The sequence below is a fragment of the Lentzea atacamensis genome, assembly GCF_003269295.1.
GTDB lineage: Bacteria > Actinomycetota > Actinomycetes > Mycobacteriales > Pseudonocardiaceae > Lentzea > Lentzea atacamensis.
Genome location: NZ_QLTT01000013.1, coordinates 210,146 through 229,066 on the forward strand (window position 1 = coordinate 210,146; position 18,921 = coordinate 229,066).

General features: G+C 68.9%; 15 protein-coding genes and 1 pseudogene. 5 read left to right on the forward strand and 11 right to left on the reverse strand.

All coding sequences use genetic code 11. The features are described 5' to 3' along the window. Positions 1–3: 3 nt before the first annotated feature. The gene (locus tag C8D87_RS41110; protein WP_112231639.1) at positions 4–1,104 is read left to right on the forward strand and encodes an abortive phage infection protein; all 1,101 of its coding nucleotides are present in this window, start codon (positions 4–6) and stop codon (positions 1,102–1,104) included. Between the two features lie 112 nt (positions 1,105–1,216). Here the strand turns inward: C8D87_RS41110 and C8D87_RS41115 are convergent, their stop codons facing one another. The 3 genes from C8D87_RS41115 to C8D87_RS41125 form a co-directional block, all read right to left on the reverse strand. Next, positions 1,217–2,473, reverse strand: a complete 1,257-nt coding sequence (locus C8D87_RS41115; protein WP_109637870.1) for a sensor histidine kinase — start codon at positions 2,471–2,473, stop codon at positions 1,217–1,219. Between the two features lie 130 nt (positions 2,474–2,603). Then, positions 2,604–3,233 (reverse strand): DUF4360 domain-containing protein, encoded by a 630-nt coding sequence (locus C8D87_RS41120; RefSeq protein ID WP_109637871.1) that lies wholly within the window; start codon positions 3,231–3,233, stop codon positions 2,604–2,606. A gap of 72 nt (positions 3,234–3,305) precedes the next feature. Further along, the gene (locus C8D87_RS41125) at positions 3,306–3,932 is read right to left on the reverse strand and encodes a DUF4360 domain-containing protein (RefSeq protein WP_109637872.1); all 627 of its coding nucleotides are present in this window, start codon (positions 3,930–3,932) and stop codon (positions 3,306–3,308) included. Between the two features lie 194 nt (positions 3,933–4,126). On the opposite strand from C8D87_RS41125, the gene C8D87_RS41130 reads away from it, so the two are divergent. After that, positions 4,127–4,516: a response regulator gene (locus C8D87_RS41130; protein WP_112231641.1), complete on the forward strand. Its 390-nt coding sequence runs from the start codon at positions 4,127–4,129 to the stop codon at positions 4,514–4,516. Here the strand turns inward: C8D87_RS41130 and C8D87_RS41135 are convergent. Next, positions 4,504–7,410, reverse strand: a complete 2,907-nt coding sequence (locus C8D87_RS41135) for a substrate-binding domain-containing protein (protein ID WP_146772030.1) — start codon at positions 7,408–7,410, stop codon at positions 4,504–4,506. The two genes, C8D87_RS41130 and C8D87_RS41135, sit on opposite strands and share 13 nt — an antisense overlap. Positions 7,411–7,527: 117 nt before the next feature. On the opposite strand from C8D87_RS41135, the gene C8D87_RS41140 reads away from it, so the two are divergent. Next, the gene (locus C8D87_RS41140) at positions 7,528–8,883 is read left to right on the forward strand and encodes a hypothetical protein (protein ID WP_112231645.1); all 1,356 of its coding nucleotides are present in this window, start codon (positions 7,528–7,530) and stop codon (positions 8,881–8,883) included. Further along, positions 8,880–9,164 (forward strand): hypothetical protein, encoded by a 285-nt coding sequence (locus C8D87_RS48345; protein WP_233442527.1) that lies wholly within the window; start codon positions 8,880–8,882, stop codon positions 9,162–9,164. The genes C8D87_RS41140 and C8D87_RS48345 overlap by 4 nt, the downstream gene beginning before the upstream one ends. A gap of 17 nt (positions 9,165–9,181) precedes the next feature. Here the strand turns inward: C8D87_RS48345 and C8D87_RS49370 are convergent. From C8D87_RS49370 to tkt, 7 genes and pseudogenes are all read right to left on the reverse strand, one after another. Continuing rightward, positions 9,182–9,370, reverse strand: a pseudogene (locus C8D87_RS49370) (GNAT family N-acetyltransferase); the annotation flags it as partial. Between the two features lie 220 nt (positions 9,371–9,590). After that, entirely contained in the window at positions 9,591–10,370 is a 780-nt protein-coding gene (pgl, locus tag C8D87_RS41150) for a 6-phosphogluconolactonase (RefSeq protein ID WP_109637877.1), read from the reverse strand. After that, positions 10,367–11,389, reverse strand: coding sequence for a glucose-6-phosphate dehydrogenase assembly protein OpcA (gene opcA, locus C8D87_RS41155; protein ID WP_112231649.1), 1,023 nt, complete (start codon positions 11,387–11,389; stop codon positions 10,367–10,369). Before opcA ends, pgl begins: the two co-directional genes overlap by 4 nt. Beyond that, the gene (gene zwf / locus C8D87_RS41160; RefSeq protein ID WP_109637879.1) at positions 11,386–12,927 is read right to left on the reverse strand and encodes a glucose-6-phosphate dehydrogenase; all 1,542 of its coding nucleotides are present in this window, start codon (positions 12,925–12,927) and stop codon (positions 11,386–11,388) included. The genes opcA and zwf overlap by 4 nt, the downstream gene beginning before the upstream one ends. Further along, the gene (locus C8D87_RS41165) at positions 12,924–14,510 is read right to left on the reverse strand and encodes a glucose-6-phosphate isomerase (RefSeq protein WP_233442528.1); all 1,587 of its coding nucleotides are present in this window, start codon (positions 14,508–14,510) and stop codon (positions 12,924–12,926) included. The genes zwf and C8D87_RS41165 overlap by 4 nt, the downstream gene beginning before the upstream one ends. A gap of 25 nt (positions 14,511–14,535) precedes the next feature. After that, entirely contained in the window at positions 14,536–15,648 is a 1,113-nt protein-coding gene (gene tal / locus C8D87_RS41170) for a transaldolase (RefSeq protein WP_112231651.1), read from the reverse strand. Then, positions 15,645–17,735: a transketolase gene (gene tkt, locus C8D87_RS41175; RefSeq protein WP_112231653.1), complete on the reverse strand. Its 2,091-nt coding sequence runs from the start codon at positions 17,733–17,735 to the stop codon at positions 15,645–15,647. Before tkt ends, tal begins: the two co-directional genes overlap by 4 nt. Before the next feature lie 243 nt (positions 17,736–17,978). Here tkt and C8D87_RS41180 point away from each other — a divergent pair, with 243 nt between their 5' ends. Further along, a complete protein-coding gene (locus C8D87_RS41180) occupies positions 17,979–18,899 on the forward strand; it encodes a heme o synthase (RefSeq protein WP_109637883.1) in 921 nt (306 codons plus the stop codon). The last annotated feature ends 22 nt before the right edge of the window (positions 18,900–18,921 follow it).

The window sequence follows — 18,921 nt, forward strand, 5'->3', positions numbered from 1 at the left end:
ACGATGATCAGCCGAAAGGTGTTCTTGAAATCGCTCGCGGGCGCAGCGGTCCTCGCGGGTGTCAGCGGGGGAAGGGCTTCGGCGGCACCGAAGCTGCGCGGCGGCGTTTGCTACGACACGGGCGTGCTGCACGCACCAGGGGATCCGCTCAGCCGCGTCCGGTGGAGCCGCAGGCAGCTGGAACGTGAGATCGGGATGATCGCCGGCGACCTGCGCTGCCCGTCCATCACGGCGTTCGGCACCGACCTCGGCCGCCTCGCCGAGACGACGGACGTGGCACTGCGCCACGGCATGGAGGTGTTCGTCCAGCCGCGGCTCTACGACCACTCACAGGACGAGATCCTCAACCACATGGCTGAGGCCGCCCGCACCGCCGAACGCAAGCGCACGGGCGACAACATCACGTTCGTCACCGGCTGCGAGCACTTCCTGTTCACGCCCGGCATCGTTCCCGGCGACACGTTCCTGGAGCGGATCGAGAACATGCCCGGGATCCCGCAGTCGGAGTGGCAGGCGATCGTCCGCCGGTTCCGCGAGTTCATGGCGCGTGCCGTGGAGGTCGCCCGCCGCGAGTTCGGAGGCCGGATCACCTACGGCGCCGCCGCGGGTGCCGACGCGATGTGGAACGACTGGTCGCTGTTCGACATCGTCGGCCTCGACTACTACACGTACTTCAAGACCGATGCCGAGTACACGCCGGACCTCGGCAAGTACCGGCGCTGGAACAAGCCGATCATGGTCCTGGAGTTCGGCTGCTGCACCTTCACCGGCGCCGCCGAGGCCGGCGGCATGGGCTGGGACATCGTCGACTACGAGGCAGAGCCGCCGGTGATCAAGCCGGGCTACGAGCGCAACGAACGCGAGCAGGCCGAACACATCGCCCGCATGCTGCGCGTGTTCGGCAACGAGCAGCTCATGGGCGCGCACCTGTACTCGGTCATCTCACCGGACTCGCCGCACCACGCGACGTGCCGCGACCGCGACTACGACATGGCCTCGTACGGGCTGTTCAAGCCCATCCGTGAGCGGTTCGACGACGACAACTCGCCGTACCGGCTGGAGCCCAAGCAGTCGTTCCACGCCTTCCGGCGGCACAACCGCTAGTGGTGCGGGCCCGGAACGTTGCCGGGGAATTCGCGGTCAGACGGGTGCATCGCGGTGCCGCGAGGTGCCCTGCTGAGCGTGGATTCCCCCGCCAACGGTCCGGGCCGCGCCACTAGGAGGCGGTTCGCTGCTTCGGGAACGACGCCGTCACCAGGAAGCCGCCGTCCTCGGTCGGTCCAGCGGAGAACTGGCCACCCAGCAACGCTGCCCGTTCGCGCAGCCCCACGAGGCCGTGGCCGCCGCTGGGCAGTGACGAACCCTCGTCACCGGACGGCGGCGTGTTGCGCACCTCGACCAGGACGTCGCCCGCGGTGTCGTCCGCGTCGATGAGCACCGTCGCGCTCGCCCCGGTGGCGTGCTTGCGGATGTTGGTCAGGGCCTCCTGCACCGTCCGGTAGACCGCGCCGGACACCGGTGCGGCGAGGTCCTCGACCGGCCCCTTGACCTGGATGGACACCTCGAAGCCCGCGTCGGCGGCCAGTTCGGGCAGCTCGTCGAGGCCCGGTTGGCTGTCGTCGGTGGTGCGCAGCACGGACACGAGCTGGCGGAGCTCGTCGAGGGTGCGGGTCGACAACGTGCGGATGGTGCCCGCGACCTGCTTGTGCTCGGCGTCGGCCACCGCCATCCGCAGCGCGCCCGCCTGCATGGCGATGAGGCTGACCTGGTGGGAAACGACGTCGTGCATCTCGCGGGCGAGCTTTGCCCGTTCGTCGGCTCGGATGGCGTGTGCGTGCAGCACACGTTCTCTCTCGCGCGACTCGGCCAGCTCCACTATGCGGTTCGACAGCTCCTGGCGCGCGTGCGCCATGAGGGCGAGTGCGATCGGCAGGCCCGCCACCAGGAAACCGGAGATCGCCGAGGCGAAGTGCCCGTACGGGGGCCGCTCGATGAACTCCGACGGCGGCCACGCCATGAACCTGCTCAGCCACACCAGCACGCCGGCCACGATCGTCTGCCACGAGTTGATGTAGCGGCGCGCCACGGTGTACAGCGCGATCATCGACGCGAGCTGCGCGAAGCCGGTGAAGAAGCCGGGAATCGTCAGCAGGGCGACGAGGAACGGGAAGCGGCGCCTGCCCACCAGCACGATCGCGGAGATCCACGACAGCCACTCGGAGTGGAACGGCACCTCGGGCAGGCCCACCGGGTCGGCCTTCACCCACCGCAGCCGCAGCCACGCGTCGAGCAGCGCGATCAGCACGAGCCCCACGTCGAGCAGAACCATGCGGTAGTCGCCGAACAGCGACCTGCGTGAGCCGACCTCGGTGTCCGCTGTGCGGCGTGCCGGAAGCAGCGTGGTGGTCAGGATCCGGCCTCCCCTGTCAGGCGTTCGGTCCTCACCGTACTGCGCGTATGCCGCGGTTGGCATTGGCTGCCCCTTCACCCCGACCTGCCCCGTCACGGGGTAAGACACCCTAAGGCGCGGATTGGTACGGCGCGCGGCTCACATATGTGCTACCGCACACGCATCGGGGCGTGTGCGGTAGCAGGGGAGTGGTCTACGGGCAGGTCTTCCAGGCGAAGTGGTAGGTCGTCTCCAGGTTGCCGTCGGTCGAGTCCATCGTCATGAAGCTCGTCGTCGTGGCCGTGTCGGACGTGCCGGCGTAGACCCTGAGCTCGGTGTTGATGTTGAAGTTCCGCTTCTCGCCGCACGGGGAGTAGACGATCGCGGCCACCTCGGTGGTGTCCGTGGCCTGCCAGTCGTCGCTGTGGGGGCCGTTGTACCGGTGGGAGATGGACTCCGTCTGCGACATGCCCTGGAAGTAGTAGTTGGCCTTCTCGATGGCGTGAGCACCCCGCTCCAGATGAGCGAAGCCTCTGTAGTCGGCTTGAGCGATGCCGTAGGTGAAGCCCTGCGGCACGTTGACCCGCAGGTTGAGCTGGCAGTTCTTGCGCAGGTCGGTGGGCTTGGCACCCACACCGACCTGGGCCAGGTATTCGCTGTAGGTGACCGTGAAGGCCTTGTTGTCCTCGGACACCGCGACGGCCGCCGTGCCCGCGGGACAGCCCGAGCCGTTGATCGTGACGATGTCGATCGTGATGTGGTCGGGCGGCGGCGTGTCGTTCGGCGCGCCGGGCGGGATGATGATCGATGAGGCCAGCAGGGCAGCGGCAACCGCGTTGAGCATGAGGGGACCTTTCCGACGCATCTCGCAGGGTGTGGCGGCGGTGCTGAGGGTGGCGGCGGCCTTATCGAAAAATCAGCAGCGCTTCCACGAGAAGTGGAAGAGGGTGCGCACTTCTCCGCGCGTGTAGTCCATCGTCATGAAACTGTTTGTATTGGCATCCGCTGAACCCTTGTCGACGCGCAGGGCGCTGTTGACGTTGAGATTCCGCTTCTCGCCGCACGGTGCGTATACGATGTCCGCGAACTCGGTCCGGTGAGTGATCGACCAGTTGTCGTCGAACGGTCCGGTGAACGTGTGCTTCTTGAAGTTGTTCGCCGACGAGCCCTGGAAGTAGTAGTTCACGCCCTGGTGGCCGATCGCGCCGCGCGCGAGGTTCGCGTAACCCGCGTAGGTCGCTTGCGCAATGCCGTAGGTGAAGCCCTGCGGGACGTTGATCTGCAAGTTCAGCTGGCAGTTCTTGCGGAAGTCGGTCGCACCGGCGCCCTTGCCCGCCTGGGCGAGGTAGTCGTTGTAGATCACCCAGAACGACGTGTTGTCCGATGAGACGATCACTTCCGCGGTGCCCTGCTTGCACCCGGAACCGTTCACCGTCAGCACGTCGATCGTCACCCGGTCCGAAGGAATCACATCGGCGTGCGCGGGTGTGGACGACAATGTGAACAGCACGGCCAGGGCGGCTGCTGCCGTCGCTTTACGCATGAAGTTGGCCTTTCCTGGTGCCTCTTTCTCAGCGTGGAGCGGCAGCGGTGCCGCGAAGGTTAGCGCAGACCCTCAACCAATGGTGTGATCCAAATGGCCCATGTCATCCTGATGGAGCAGTTCGTGAAGAATTACCAAAGGTTGCCGGCCACCTGGTGCTGAAGGCACGAATAGTTTCCGGCATACTGACGCGCATGTCGCAAGCTGGTCTGGTGCTCGTGGTCGAGGACGAGGACCCCGTGCGGAGGTACACCGTCAGCCTGCTCGAGGACCTCGGTTTCACGGTCCTGCAGGCGAGCGACGGCACCGAGGCGATCGCGATCCTGCGCGAGCACAGCACGGAGATCAGCGCGATGCTGCTGGACCACAGCATGCCGGGTCTTTCCGGCGAGGAGGTGCTGGCCGAGCTGCGCGCCGAGGGCCTGTCCGTGCCAGTCGTACTGACCAGCGGCCACGACCGCACATCGCTGGAGCGCCGGTTCGCCGGGCACGACATCGCGGGCTACCTGCAGAAGCCGTTCCGTGCCGAGATGCTCGACGAGACGGTTCGCGTGGCCGTGGCGAAACGTGCTCAGGCTTCCTGAGCCAGTACTTCTCTGACGCGTTCGAGCAGCTCCGACTCCACGTACGGCTTCGTGATCAGCACCTCTCCGTCGAGGACCTCGTCCGTCGTGTAGCCGGACATGTAGATCACCGCGGGCGCGGCACCGGTCGAGCGCAGCAGCCGCACCAGCTCGGGGCCACCCATCTTCGGCATCACGACGTCGGTGAGCACGAGGTCGATCGTGCTGCGGTGCGCCGTGGCGAGCTGCAGCGCCTCCTGCCCGTCGCTCGCCTCGATGACCGCGTAGCCCGCGGTTTCCAGCGATCGGCGGGTCATGATCCGCACCTGCGCGTCGTCCTCCACCAACAACACAGTGCCCGCGCCCTGGTGCGAGGTGATGCGGCGTGCGCACGGTGCTTCCGGCGTGCCATCGTGTTCGTACGGCACCGGCAGGTAGACCTCGACCGTCGTGCCCTCGCCGGGCGCGCTGATCACCTCGATCTGCCCGCCGGACTGCTGCACGATGCCGAACACCGTCGACAGGCCGAGACCGGTGCCCTTGCCGACAGGTTTGGTCGTGAAGTACGGCTCGAAGACCTGCGCCTGCACGTCCGGCGCCATCCCGGAGCCCGTGTCCTGGACGCGCATCACGACGTACTCGCCCGGCCGCACGCCGACGATCCGGCCGGTGTCGCCGTGGCCGAGCGTGGCGTTCTCGATCGAGATCCTGAGCGTGCCGCCGTCGGGCATCGCGTCGCGGGAGTTGACCGCGAGGTTGAACAGGATCTGCTCGACCTGACCCGCGTCCGCCCACACGCGGGCGACGTCGCCCGGCAGATCCATCTCCAGCTCGATGTGGTCGCCGACGAGCGTGCGGAGCATCGAGTGGACCTTGGTGAGGTTGCGCTTGAGGTCGAGCGACTCCGGGTGCAGGACCTGCTGGCGGGTGAACGCGAGCAGCTGCCTCGTGAGGTTCGCCGCGCGTTCACCGGCGTGCCCGATGTCCTCGATGGCCGTGCGGCGCGGATCGTCGGGCGGGGTGCGTCGCAACAGCATCTCGCTGTTGCCGTTGACCACGGTCAGGATGTTGTTGAAGTCGTGCGCGATGCCGCCGGTCAGCCTGCCGATGGCTTCCATCTTCTGCGCGTGCCGCAGCTGGGCCTCGGTCTCGCCGACGCGTTCTTCGAGCCGTGCGCGCGCGTCCTTCAGTTCCTGCATCAGCCTGATCCCCCGCAGTGCGCTGCTGAGCTGCTGCTGCACGGCCTCGTAGATCCAGTTCGGTTCCGGGCCCTGCTCGAAGATCACGTAACCGAGGTGGTCCTCGTTGGTGTAGAGCGGGGCGACGAGCGCACTGAAGGGCTTTTCCCGGCGGAACGGGTACGGCGTCAGGTTCGTCGCGGGGAACGGGGTGTCTGGACGGTCGGTCCGCAGCTCACCGTTCTCGTACCGGACGAGCGCCCGCGCGATGCCCGGCTTGTCGTAGGCCATCACGTGGCAGCCGGGAATGCCGAGGCGGGGGAGCTCCTCGGCCAGCGCGCTCGACAGCTCCTCCACGTCGCGTGACGCGATGAGCCGTTGCCCGGCCTCACGCGCGGTCTGGTCGCGGCGCTCGTGCGAGAGGTACTTGAAACGGGCGTCCGTGGCGAACGCGTCGTCCACGAGGAGCTGAACGCGCAGCCACAGGCCGTTGATGAGCGTGGCGTCGCTGATCCGCGCCGTCACGAACCGGTACAGGTCGAACAGCGGCGGCCACCACCGCTCCGGCTCGCACCCGGCGCGCGCGCTCGCACGGATGTACTCGGCCAGGAGGTAGAGGAACTCGGCGCCGTCGACCTCGCCGCGTCCGGCCGCCATCAGCTCGACGATCAGCTGTTCGGCCCACCCGTCCGGCAGCTCCGCCGACAGCGGCCCGAGCGAGCTGCGCAGGTGGTCGGCCACGGTGTGCGCGGTCGCCGACTCGGAGATGTTCAGCGGGCCGAGAGCCGGCGCGTGCAGACCCCGGCCGGACGGCAGGCAGCCGCACGACCTGCGCACGATCAGCTCGGTCGGCATGGTCTGCGCGGAGGGGGTGGGTTCGCCCCTGACCAGTGCCAGCGCCAGTTCCGCCGCGCGGAACCCCATCTCGTAGAAGGGCGCGCGGACCGTCGTGAACCCCGGGGTGGCCGCGTTGATGTTCACCTTGCGGTGGACCCTCGCGCGCTGACCGTCGCCGGTGGTGGTGATGTAGCCCAGGTCGTGCGTGCGGACGTTCGTGTGGTTGTCATAGCCGACGACGGCGATGTCCTCCGGCGTGCGGAACCCCTGTTCCTCCAGCGCGGACACCACCCCCATGGCGAAATCGTCGTTCGCCGCCGCGATGGCGTCGGGAGGGCTGCCGGCGCGCGCGAGCATCTTGCGCACCGCGTCGGCCGCGCCGCTCGGCTCCCAGATGAACGAGTCGGGCATCGTGACCAGGTCGGGGTCCAGCGCGATCCCGTGCTTGCGCAGCGCGTTCACGTACCCCTGGTACCGCTCCTGCGCACCCGCGTGCGTTTGCGGACCCCGCACGAATGCGATGCGCTTCTTCCCGTGCACCTCGATGAGATGGTCGACGGCCCGCTCCATGCCGTCCCGGTTGTTCATCAGGATGGCCGGCCACTGCGCGAGCGTCGTCTCCACACTCACCATCGGCATCGGCGCGTACCGCTTCACGTACTCCTGCATGCCCTCGGCGCCGATGAGCTGCCCCACGCGCGTGGTCCACACGACGAGCGCGTCGATCCGCCCCGGCGACACCAGGTCGTACACGGTGTTCGCCCGCCGTTTGGGCAGTTCGGGGTGGTCGATCTCGCTGCCCACGAAGCAGACGAGGTCGCAACCGAGGTGCCGGGCACCGTCACCGACCCCGCGCCACTGCTCGCCCGCGAGCTCGATGAGCGGGCCAGTGGTGATCATCCCGATGGTGGGACGCCGCTGCGCACTGCCGTTCGCCACAAAACCCCCGCTACTCAACGCGATTCGGGATGATACGCGTTGTCGGGGGGAATGCTTGCCGCGTTACCAGGGGGATTGGTGAACACCGTACTGGACGGCCTGGCGGAGAACCCCGCGCTGCCGGCCGCGCTCCTCGACCGCCTGATCGCCGCGGCGGACCCGGTGCTGGGCGCCGACCTGGCCGGCCGTCCGGACCTCTCCGACGCACAGGTACGGGCTTTGCTGGCGCGCGACGACCCCGCGATCGTGTCCGTGCTGCTGGCGAAGGGCCGGGTCCGGACGGCGGACGTGCCGCTGACGAACCCCGCGGTCGCGCTGGCGGTGACCGAGGCGCCCGACGCCCCGCCGGCCGCGGCACGCGCGCTCGCCCAGCACCCGGATTTCAAGGCCCGCCTGCCGGAGTGGGCCCGCACGCTGCCTCCGGACGTGATCGACCTGCTCGCCCACGACCCGGACGAGCACGTGGTGGCCGAACTGGTCACCTTCCACGCGCTGCCCGCCTCCTCGGCCCAGGAGCTGAGCCGGCACCCGAGCACCGAGGTGCGCCGTGCGTTGGCCGCCAGCCCGCACACACCTGCCGACGTGCTCGTGCGCCTCGGCTCCTTCGCGCGCGAGCTCGCCGGAAACCCCGCGACCCCGCCATCGGCCGCCGCGGACCTGGTGCGCGACCACAGGGCCCGCTACCAGCTCGCGACCAGGCCCGACCTTCCTCCGCACGTCTACGGACAGCTCGCCGCGGACGTCGAACCCGGCGTCCTGGCCGCGCTGGCGGCCAATCCCGCGGTCCCGGCTTCGGTGCTGCGTCAGCTCACGGGCACCCGCGCGTTGCAGCGCGTGCTCGTGCGGAACCCGGCGATTCCGCTGGACCTGCTGGCGGAGCTGGCCGCGACCGCTCGCATCGGGCCCGAGCCGGTGCCGCGCGTCGCGTCCGCGTCGGAGGCCGAGCTGCGGACGCTGGCCGCCACCGTGAAGGGACGGATGCTGGTGGCGCGGCGTGCTGATCTGCCGTTGGACATGGTGGAGCAGCTCGTTTCGGATCCCGATCCCGCTGTCGCTGCGGCGATCGTGACCAACCCGCTGGTGCCGGTCGATCAGCTGTGGGCGCTGGTCGAGCGGCACGGGGCGCGGTTGTACCCGCGGGCGGCGCGGAATCCTTCCTGCCCGCCGGAGTTGTTGCACCACATGGCTTTGCGGGCCGCCGGGGTCGAGGAGACCTGGCGGGCGGCCGCCCGGCACCCGCACGCGCTGGGGGAGACGTTGTTGCTGTGCCTGGAGGATGCGCAGGCTCGGCACCTCGCAGCGGCGCATCCTCATCTGCCGGTCGAGAAGATCGTCGAGCTGCTGGGCAGTGAGTTCACGGCTCGGCCGGCGGCGGCGAACCCGTCGTTGCCGGTGCGTGTGATGGAAGAACTGCTGGACAGGAGTGGGGCATGACCGCGTTGCACGGGCGCGCACACCTCGTGTGCGAGGACGAGGTGATTCACCCCGACGTCTTCGTGGCGCAGAGCCCTCATACGTCACCGGTCGCCTTGTTCCGCCTCACCACGCACGCCGAAAGCTCGGTGCGGCTGGCGCTGGCGTCGCGGCGGGACCTGCCGGCGAAGGCGTACGAGCGTCTGGTGCGAGACCCCGACCCCGAGGTGGCCGAGGCCGCGGCCTCGAACCCGTCGCTGCCGGTGCACGTGATGGAGGAACTGCTCAGGACCACCACTTGATGAGGTTCGTCTCGCGCCCACTCCTCACCCGCCTGCAACAACAGCTTCCCCACACCACGACGCTGGTGCCGGGGTGAGATCGCCAGGGTGATGATCCGCGCCAGTTGGTCCTGTGTGGACTCCAGCGGGAACTCGTACCCCAGCGCCTCGCGGTTGAGCCCCGCGATCGCGGCCGCGTCCTCCAGCCACACATCACGCACAATCATGTTGCCCCCAGGGAAGCGCCTCTTCGCGAGCTAAAGCCGGCTTCATGTCAGGGCATGATCAGGAGTGGACGACCTCTTCTCTCGCGCCCCGCCGCGAGCATGGCACCTGAAGTCGACTTGAGGTCAAGCCCGACCAGGACAGCGTTGTCGCACACCGCGAACACGTTGTCCCACAACAAAAAAGGCCCCCGGCGCGAACCGGGGGCCTTCGGAGAAAGCGTCACGCCAGTGGCGGTTTGAACAACGCCGGCACCTTCGACGCGGCAGCCGTGTCCAGCAGCCACAACGTCCGGCGCCGCCCCGAAGCACCGGCGGCCGGCAGCTGCACCTCACCCGCGCCGGTCAGTCCCATGGCCACCGCGGCGGCCTTGGCCTCGCCGGTGGTCATCAGCCAGACCTCCTGCGAATGCCGGATCGCCCCCAGCGTCAGCGAGACGCGCGTGGGCGGCGGCTTCGGGCAGTTGCGCACCGCGACGACGGTCCGCTCCTTCTCGTACACCGCGGGAGAAGCGGGGAAGATCGAGGCCACGTGCCCCTCCTCGCCGACGCCCAGCATGCAGACGTCGAACGTGGGCACGTCGCCGTGGTCCTCCGGCCGGGCCAGGGACGACAGCAGATCGGCGTACGCGGAAGCGGCGGCTTCCGGGTCGTCGCCGTACTTGCCGTCCGACGGCTCCATCACGTGGACGCGCGCGGGATCCACCGGAACGTGGTCCAGCAACGCCGCGCGGGCCTGCGTCTCGTTGCGTTCCGGGTGACCGGACGGCAGGAAGCGCTCGTCGCCCCAGTACAGGTCGACGCGCGACCAGTCCACGGCGTCGCGGGCACCGTTGCGGTTCAGGTGTTCCAGGACCGCGGTGCCCGTGCGGCCGCCGGTCAGCACCACGGACGCGTAGCCGCGGGCGGTCTGGGCGTCGACCATGCGGGTCACGAGGCGGGCCGCCGCGGCGGCGGCCAGCAGGTCGCCGTCGCGGTGGACCACCACCTGGGGATTGCTCACGAGCTCGCCTTCGCCTTGGACTTCTTCGGTGCGGCAGCCTTGCCGTTGGCCGACTCCGCGGAAGCGGCGTCCATCGGCTCGGCCTTCGGGGTGGCGGGGCGGCCCTTCGTCACCTTCGACAGCGACTTCAGGGCTGCCGCGTAGACCTCGTCCGGGTCGAGCCGGCGCAGCTCCTCGGCGAGGCAGTCGCGGATCGAACGGCGCTGCAGGGCCACGCGGCGCGACGGCTGGCCGGGCTGCGACAGCGTGCCCACCTTGCCGTCCGGGCGCAGCAGGTCGACGTCGCCGGACGCACGGCCCAGCTTGACCTGCACGATGCCCTCGCCCGACGTCGCCTTGAAGCGCTTCGCGGGCACCTTCAGCCTGTCCGTCAGCCACGCCGCCAGCAGGTCGGTCGACGGGGAGTCGGCCTCGCCGGTGACCTCGGCGTCCACGATCTTCTCGTAGGGAGGCAGGTCCAGCGACGCCGCCAGCATGGCGCGCCACAACGTCAGACGCGTCCACGCCAGGTCCGTGTCGCCCGGCGCGTAGTGGGCGCGGCGGGACTCCAGGGCCTTGATCGGGTTCTTCTCGGCGGCCGCGTCGGTGATGCGGCGCTGCGCGAGCTGGCCGATCGGGTCCTTGGACGGCGAGACCGGTGCGTCGAACGGCCACCACGCCACGACCGGGGTGTCCGGCAGGAGCAGGGGCATCACGCAGGACGCGCCCTCCTTGGCGAGCTCGCCGTACAACCGCAGCACGACGACCTCGGACGCACCCGCGTCGCCACCGACGCGGATCTGCGCGTCGAGACGGGGTGCGGCCTGACGGGCCCCGCGGGCCACGACGATCACGCGGCACGGGTGCTCGCGCGAGGCGTCGTTGGCCGCGTCGATCGCGGCGTCGGTGCGCTGGCCGTCCTCGGTCACGATGACCAAAGTCAGCACGCGGCCGAGCGTCGTCGCGCCGCCTTCGTCGCGCAGGCGAACCAGCCGCGAGTTGATCTGGGACGTGGTGGTCGAGGGAAGGTCGATGATCACGGACGCCTCCAGTGCCTTCCGGTCCTGGCGGTCATCGCGTCCGCCGACGGCGGACCCCAGGTGCCTGCCTTGTACTTCTCGAGCGCCGGTTCGTCCTTGCGGGCCCAGAAGTCGAGAATCGGGTCGAGGATCTCCCAGGAGAGCTCGACCTCGTCGTTCTTCGGGAACAGCGACGGCTCACCGAGCAGCACGTCCAGCAGCAGCCGCTCGTAGGCCTCCGGCGACGACTCGGTGAACGAGTGGCCGTAGCCGAAGTCCATCGTGACGTCGCGGACCTCCATCGTGTTGCCCGGCACCTTCGAGCCGAACCGGATGGTCACGCCCTCGTCCGGCTGAACCCGGACCACGAGAGCGTTCTGGCCGAGCTCCTCGGTCGCGGTGTCGTCGAACGGCAGGTGCGGCGCCCGCTTGAACACGACGGCGACCTCGGTGACCCTGCGGCCCAGCCGCTTGCCGGTGCGCAGGTAGAACGGCACCCCGGCCCAGCGACGGGTGTTGATCTCGCACGTGATCGCGCCGAACGTCTCGGTCTTCGACTCGGGCGAGAAGCCGCCCTCCTCGAGCAGACCGGGGACCTTCTGACCGCCCTGCCAGCCACCGGTGTACTGGCCGCGCGCGGTGGTCTCCTCGAACGGCTCCGCCGGACGCGTCGCCGAGAGGATCTTCACCTTCTCCGCCCGCAGGTCCGACGGCTTGAAGGAGACCGGCTCCTCCATCGCGATCAGCGCGAGCAGCTGCAGCAGGTGGTTCTGGATGACGTCCCGCGTCGCACCGATGCCGTCGTAGTACCCGGCGCGGCCACCGAGACCGATGTCCTCGGCCATGGTGATCTGCACGTGGTCGACGTAGTTCGAGTTCCAGATGGGTTCGTACAGCTGGTTCGCGAACCGCAGCGCCAGGATGTTCTGCACGGTCTCCTTGCCGAGGTAGTGGTCGATGCGGAACACCGACTCCTCGGGGAAGACCTCGTTGACCGTGCGGTTGAGCTCCTTGGCCGACTTCAGGTCGTGGCCGAACGGCTTCTCGATGACGACCCGGCGCCACTGGTCGGGAGCCGTCTGGGCGAGACCCGCGCGCTTGAGCTGGTTGATCACGGTCGGGAACGCTCCCGGCGGGATCGACAGGTAGAACGCGTGGTTTCCGCCCGTGCCGCGCTCGGCGTCCAGCGCCGCCAGGCACGAAGCCAGGTTGTCGAACGCCTGGTCGTCGTCGAACGTGCCCTGCACGAACCGGATGCCCTCGGCGAGCTGGGACCAGACGTGCTCGTTGAACGGCGTGCGGGCGTGCTCCTTCACCGCGTCGTGCACGACCTCCATGAAGTCCTGGTCGGCCCAGTCGCGGCGGGCGAAGCCGACGAGACCGAAGCCCGGTGGCAGCAGACCGCGGTTCGCGAGGTCGTAGATCGCGGGCATCAGCTTCTTGCGCGACAGGTCACCGGTGACACCGAAGATGACCAGCGCGCTGGGTCCCGCGATGCGGGGCAGGCGCTTGTCACGCGCGTCCCGCAGCGGGTTGCGCCACTTGTCGGATGTGGTCACGAGCCGTCCTCCTGGACTGCCTCGACGAGCTGGGCCAGACCCGCGATGCGGTCCTGCAGGTGCAGCCGCAGCACGGGGCGACCGTGTTCGGCCAGCACCTGACCGTCGCCGAGCGCCTGCGCGAGCTGCAGCTGCGCCAGCGTGTAGGGACGGCCGGGCACCTCCAGGTCGTCGCCGGACTCGCCGGTGATCTGGATGAACACGCCGTTCTGATGACCGCCCTTGTGGTACTGGCCGGTCGAGTGCAGGAAGCGCGGGCCCCAGCCGAACGTGGTCTGCAGGTGCGTCCGCTTCGCGATCTCCGCGCGGAGCAACGCGAACGACGCGTCGTCGATCCTGTCCAGGTACGCCTGAACGGAGATGTAGCCGTGGTCGGGCGCCACCTCGACCAGCGCCGCAAGCGCTTCCGCGACGGTGTTGACCTTGCGCGGCGCCCAGTCGGTGCCGTGGCCCTCGACCGGACCGTCCACGAAGGACGGCGTGGTGGCCGACACCGCGGGGGCGTCGAGCAGCGCGCGAGCGGCCTTCTTGGCGGCCTCGACGTCGGGCTGGTCGAACGGGTTGATGCCGAGGACCTTGCCGACGAGCGCGGTCGCGTACTCCCACAGCAGGAACTGCGCGCCGAGCGGACCCTCGACGGCGACGTTGGCCGACCCGGTGGCCGGGCCGATCGCGACGGTCGTGGCGTCCGAACGCGCGTTCACGAAGCCTTCGGCACCGGGACCCTCGACGACGACCGGCAGCAGGCCGGTGCCGTTCTTGCCGGTCGACTCGGCGATCAGCTGCTCCGCCCAGTCACCGAACCCGACGATGCCGGAACCGGTGTCGGCGAACACGATCTTCTCCGCGCCGTGCGCGTGCGCGGCACCGAAGATCGCGGCCAGCACGACCGCCGGGTTCTCGACCGAGTCCTGCGCCAGGACCTTGGCCTCCTCGGCCGCGTCGTCGAGCAGCGACTCGACGTCGGCACCGGCGAGGTAGGACGGCACCAGACCGAACGCGGTCAGCGCCGAGTAGCGGCCACCCACGTTCGGGTCGGCCAGGAACACCTTGCGGTAGCCCGCTTCCTCGGACGCCTTCTGCAACGGCGAACCGGGGTCGGTGACCACCACGATGCGCGACGCGGCGTCGATGCCCGCGTCCGCGAAAGCCTTCTCGAAGATGCGCCGGTGGCTGTCGGTCTCGACGGTGCCACCGGACTTGGACGACACCACGATCACCGTGCGCTCGAGATCGCCCGCCAGCGCGTCGGCGACCTGGGCGGGATCGGTGGTGTCCAGCACGATCAGCGGGACGTTCTGCGTCCGCGTGATCACCTCGGGGGCCAGCGACGAACCGCCCATGCCGGCGAGTACGACGCGGTCCACGCCCTCGGCGTGCAGTTCCTCGCGCAGAGCCTTGAGCTCGGGGAGCAGCGAGCGGGACGTCTCGTGCAACGTCGTCCACGAGAGGCGGATGCTCGCCTCGGACTCGGCTTCCGGCCCCCACAGGGTCGGGTCCTGCGCGGTCAGCTTGCTCGGCACCGAATCCGCGACCAGGTCAGCAGCGATGGTGCTGACCTGGTCGGCGTTCGGTGACCTCACGATGTCGACGGAGGTCACTTGGTAATCAGCCCTTCAGTTGAGCCAGTTGGTTCGTCACCGTCTCGAGCAACTCTTCCCAGGACTTCTCGAACTTCTCGACACCCTCGGTCTCGAGGACCTTGAACACGTCCTCGATGTCGATTCCCGCGGCGGCGAGCTGGTCGAACACCTCCTGGCCCTCAGCGGCGCGTCCGGTGACCGTGTCACCGGCGATCTTGCCGCCATCGGCGACGGCCTGCAGCGTCTTCTCCGGCATCGTGTTCACGACGTCGTGCACGACGAGCTGGTCGACGTAGAGGGTCGGGGAGTAGCTCGGGTCCTTCACGCCGGTCGACGCCCACAGCGGCCGCTGCGCGTTCGCGCCGTCCGCCTTGAGAGCCTCCCAGCGCTCACCCTGGAACGTCTTCTCGAACGCGCCGTAGGCGATCCACGCGTTGGCGAGAGCAGCCTTGCCGCGCAACGCCTTCGCCTCGTCCGTGCCGATCTTGTCGAGGCGCTTGTCGATCTCGGTGTCCACCCTGGACACGAAGAACGACGCCACCGAGTGGATCGAGCGCAGGTCGTGGCCGTTCGCCTTGGCCTGCTCGAGGCCCGCGATGTAGGCCTCCATGACCTTCTCGTAGCGCTCGACGGAGAAGATCAGCGTGACGTTGACGCTGATGCCCTCGGCGATCGTCCTGGTGATCGCGGGCAGGCCGGCCTCGGTGGCCGGGATCTTCACCAGCAGGTTCGGCCGGTCCACGGTCTTCCACAGGTCCTGCGCCTCGGCCACGGTCTTGTCCGTGTCGAAGGCCAGGCGCGGGTCGACCTCGATGGAGACGCGGCCGTCCACACCGTTCGTCGAGTTGTAGATGTCGCGGAACTTGTCGCAGGCGTTGCGCACGTCGGTCGTGGTGACCTCGCGGATGGTCGCCTCGGTGTCGGCACCCCGGTTGGCGAGCTCGCGGACCTGCTCGTCGTAGGACTCGCCCTTGGACAGCGCGCCCGCGAAGATCGTCGGGTTCGTCGTGACGCCGACGACGTTCCACTCGCGGATCAGCTCGTCCAGGTTGCCGCTGGTGAGCCGCTCACGCGACAGGTCGTCGAGCCAGATCGAGACCCCGGCGCCGGACAGTGCTTCCAGTTGCGGCTTGCTCACTTGTTACCCCTCACTCGGTCAAGGGAACGGCGGGCGGCGGCGACGACGTTCTCCGTCGTGAAGCCGAACTCCTTGAACAACGTCTGGTAGTCGGCCGAGGCGCCGAAGTGCTCGATCGACACGATCTCGCCGGCGTCGCCGACGTAGCGGTACCACGGCTGTGCGATACCGGCTTCCACGGCGACGCGTGCCTTAACCGAGGACGGGATGACCGACTCGCGGTAGTCGGCGTCCTGCTTCTCGAACCAGTCGATGGAAGGCATGGACACCACACGCACTGCAACGCCCTCGCCCTGCAGAACCTTCCCGGCCTCGGCCGCCATCTGCAGCTCAGAGCCGGTGCCGATGATCACGATCTCCGGGTTGTCGTCACCGAAGAGCACGTAACCACCGCGCTTCACGCCCTCGGCGGAGGTGCCCTCCAGCGTGGGGACGTTCTGGCGGGTCAGCGCGAGGCCGACCGGGCCGATCTGCTCGATCGTGGCCTTCCACGCGTACGCGGTCTCGTTCGCGTCACCGGGGCGGACGACCGCGAAGTCCGGGATCGCGCGCAGGGCCGCGAGGTGCTCGATCGGCTGGTGCGTCGGACCGTCCTCGCCCAGGCCGATGGAGTCGTGCGTCCACACGTAGGTGACCGCCGCCTGCATGATCGCCGCGAGCCGCACGGACGGGCGCATGTAGTCGGAGAACACCAGGAAGGTGCCACCGAACGGGCGGGTCGGGCCGTGCAGCGCGATGCCGTTGAGGATCGCGCCCATCGCGTGCTCGCGGACACCGAAGTGCAGCGTGCGGCCGTACGGGCTGGTCTTCCACATGCCCGTGGAGATCGACTCCGGACCGAACGAGGGCTCGCCCTTGATCGTCGTCAGGTTCGACTCGGCCAGGTCGGCCGAACCGCCCCACAACTCGGGCAGCTTCTTCGCGAGCGCGTTGATGACCTCACCGGAGGCCTTGCGGGTCGCGACACCCTTGGCGTCCACCGGGTAGGTGGGCAGCTCGTCCGCCCAGCCCTCCGGCAGCTCACGGGCGACCAGGCGGTCCAGCAGCGCCTTGCGCTCCGGGTTCGCCGCCGCCCACGCGTCGAACGCGGGCTGCCACTGCGCCTTGGCGTGCTCACCGCGCTTGACGACCTCGCGGGCGTGCGCCAGCACCTCGTCGGCGACCTCGAAGGTCTGCTCGGGGTCGAAACCGAGGATCCGCTTGACCTCGGCGACCTCGTCGGCGCCCAGTGCGGCACCGTGCGCGGCACCGGTGTTCTGCTTGTTCGGCGCGGGGTAGCCGATGATCGTGCGCAGCAGGATGAACGACGGCTTGTCGGTCACCGCCTTGGCGTTCTCGATCGCCTCGAGGATGCCCTTCACGTTCTCGCCGGACTCCACGACCTGGACGTGCCAGCCGTAGGCCTCGTAGCGCTTCGCGGTGTCCTCGGACAGCGCGATCGTGGTGTCGTCCTCGATCGAGATCTTGTTGTCGTCGTAGAAGACGACCAGGTTGCCGAGCTGCTGCGTGCCGGCCAGCGACGACGCCTCGGAGGTCACGCCCTCCTCGATGTCACCGTCGGAGGCGATCACGAAGATGTGGTGGTCGAACGGGCTCTGCCCCGGCGCGGCGTCCGGGTCGAACAGTCCGCGCTCGCGACGGGCGGCCATGGCCATGCCGACCGCGGAGGCGAGACCGGAGCCCAGCGGGCCCGTGGTGATCTCGACACCGTTGGTGTGGCGGTACTCCGGGTGGCCGGGCGTCTTCGAGCCCCAGGTGCGCAGCGCCTTGAGGTCGTCGAGCTCCAGGCCGTAGCCGGAGAGGAACAGCTGGATGTACAGCGTCAGGCTGGAGTGGCCCGCCGAGAGCACGAACCGGTCGCGGCCGATCCAGTCCGCGTCGGCGGGGTCGTGCCGCATGGCGCGCTGGAACAGCGTGTACGCGAGCGGCGCGAGGCTCATCGCCGTGCCGGGGTGCCCGTTGCCGACCTTCTGCACGGCGTCCGCCGCCAGCACGCGGGCGGTGTCGACGGCGCGCTTGTCCAGCTCCGTCCAGTCGTCGGGCAGATCGGCCTTCGTGAGCCGGGTGATGTCGTCGGTGACGGTCACGGACTTACAGCTCCACTCTTGTCGCTAGGGCGGGCAGGCTTGATCGATCCCGAACGGCCTGACCCGCGTCTCTCCCTCGTCCTGCGGCCAGCCTAGTCCTGAGATATCCGGATGTTGCTCTGAAAGGTCTCAGGCGGGTGTGTGCCGGGGCACACCAGCACCCGAACGGGCTGTGAATTCTTTGCGCGGTTACCATCAGTCGCTGGATTTCACACCTGTCTCGACACGAGGAGCGTCCCCGCGATGAGTGCCGTCCTCGAGGCGCCCCGGTCGCCTCGCCAGGTCGTGGGCGCCTACGTGGCGCTGACCAAGCCGCGGGTCATCGAGCTCCTGCTGATCACCACGATCCCCGCGATGCTGCTCGCCCAGCACGGCCTCCCGCCGCTGTGGCTGATCGCCTGCACGCTCACCGGCGGCACCCTCGCCGCGGGGTCGGCAAATGCCCTCAACTGCTTCGTCGACGCCGACATCGACTCGGTCATGAAGCGGACGACGGCCCGCCCGCTCGCGCAGAACACCATCCCGCCGCGCAACGCCCTGATCTTCGGCATCGTGCTCGGCGTCGTCTCGTTCGCGTTCCTCTGGATCTTCGTCAACCTGATGTCGGCCGCGTTCGCCGTGGCGACGATCCTCTTCTACATCTTCGTCTACACCCTGGTGCTCAAGCGCCGCACCTCCCAGAACATCATCTGGGGCGGCATGGCGGGGTGCATGCCGGTGATCATCGGCTGGAGCGCGGTGACGGGCACCGTCGAGTGGCCGGCACTGGTCATGTTCGGCGTCATCTTCTTCTGGACTCCGCCGCACACCTGGGCCCTCGCGATGAAGTTCAAGGAGGACTACGCCCGAGCAGGTGTGCCGATGCTGCCGGTGGTGGCCACAGCTCAGCAGGTGACGCGGCAGATCGTGATCTACAGCTGGATCACCGTCGTCTGCACGCTCGCTCTCGCTCCCGTCACCTCGTGGATCTACGTGGCCGTGGCGGCGCTGTCCGGCGTGTGGTTCGCCGTCTTCGCGCACAAGCTGCACAACGTCGTGCGCCGTGGCGGGTCCACGAACACCATGAAGTTCTTCCACATGTCGAACCTCTACCTGATGCTCGTGTTCTGCGGTCTCGCCGTGGACGCCGTGGTCGGGTTGCCGGTGCTGGGCTGGCCGTTCTAGCTGCACCTCCAGGCGTACGGCT

Excerpts from the sequence above, each read along its gene's own strand:
- C8D87_RS41110 (WP_112231639.1), top strand. The coding sequence starts at position 4 with ATGATCAGCCGAAAGGTGTTCTTGAAATCGCTCGCGGGCGCAGCGGTC.
- C8D87_RS41115 (WP_109637870.1), bottom strand. The coding sequence starts at position 2,473 with ATGCCAACCGCGGCATACGCGCAGTACGGTGAGGACCGAACGCCTGAC.
- C8D87_RS41120 (WP_109637871.1), bottom strand. The coding sequence starts at position 3,233 with ATGCTCAACGCGGTTGCCGCTGCCCTGCTGGCCTCATCGATCATCATC.
- C8D87_RS41125 (WP_109637872.1), bottom strand. The coding sequence starts at position 3,932 with ATGCGTAAAGCGACGGCAGCAGCCGCCCTGGCCGTGCTGTTCACATTG.
- C8D87_RS41130 (WP_112231641.1), top strand. The coding sequence starts at position 4,127 with ATGTCGCAAGCTGGTCTGGTGCTCGTGGTCGAGGACGAGGACCCCGTG.
- C8D87_RS41135 (WP_146772030.1), bottom strand. The coding sequence starts at position 7,410 with ATGATCACCACTGGCCCGCTCATCGAGCTCGCGGGCGAGCAGTGGCGC.
- C8D87_RS48345 (WP_233442527.1), top strand. The coding sequence starts at position 8,880 with ATGACCGCGTTGCACGGGCGCGCACACCTCGTGTGCGAGGACGAGGTG.
- C8D87_RS41180 (WP_109637883.1), top strand. The coding sequence starts at position 17,979 with ATGAGTGCCGTCCTCGAGGCGCCCCGGTCGCCTCGCCAGGTCGTGGGC.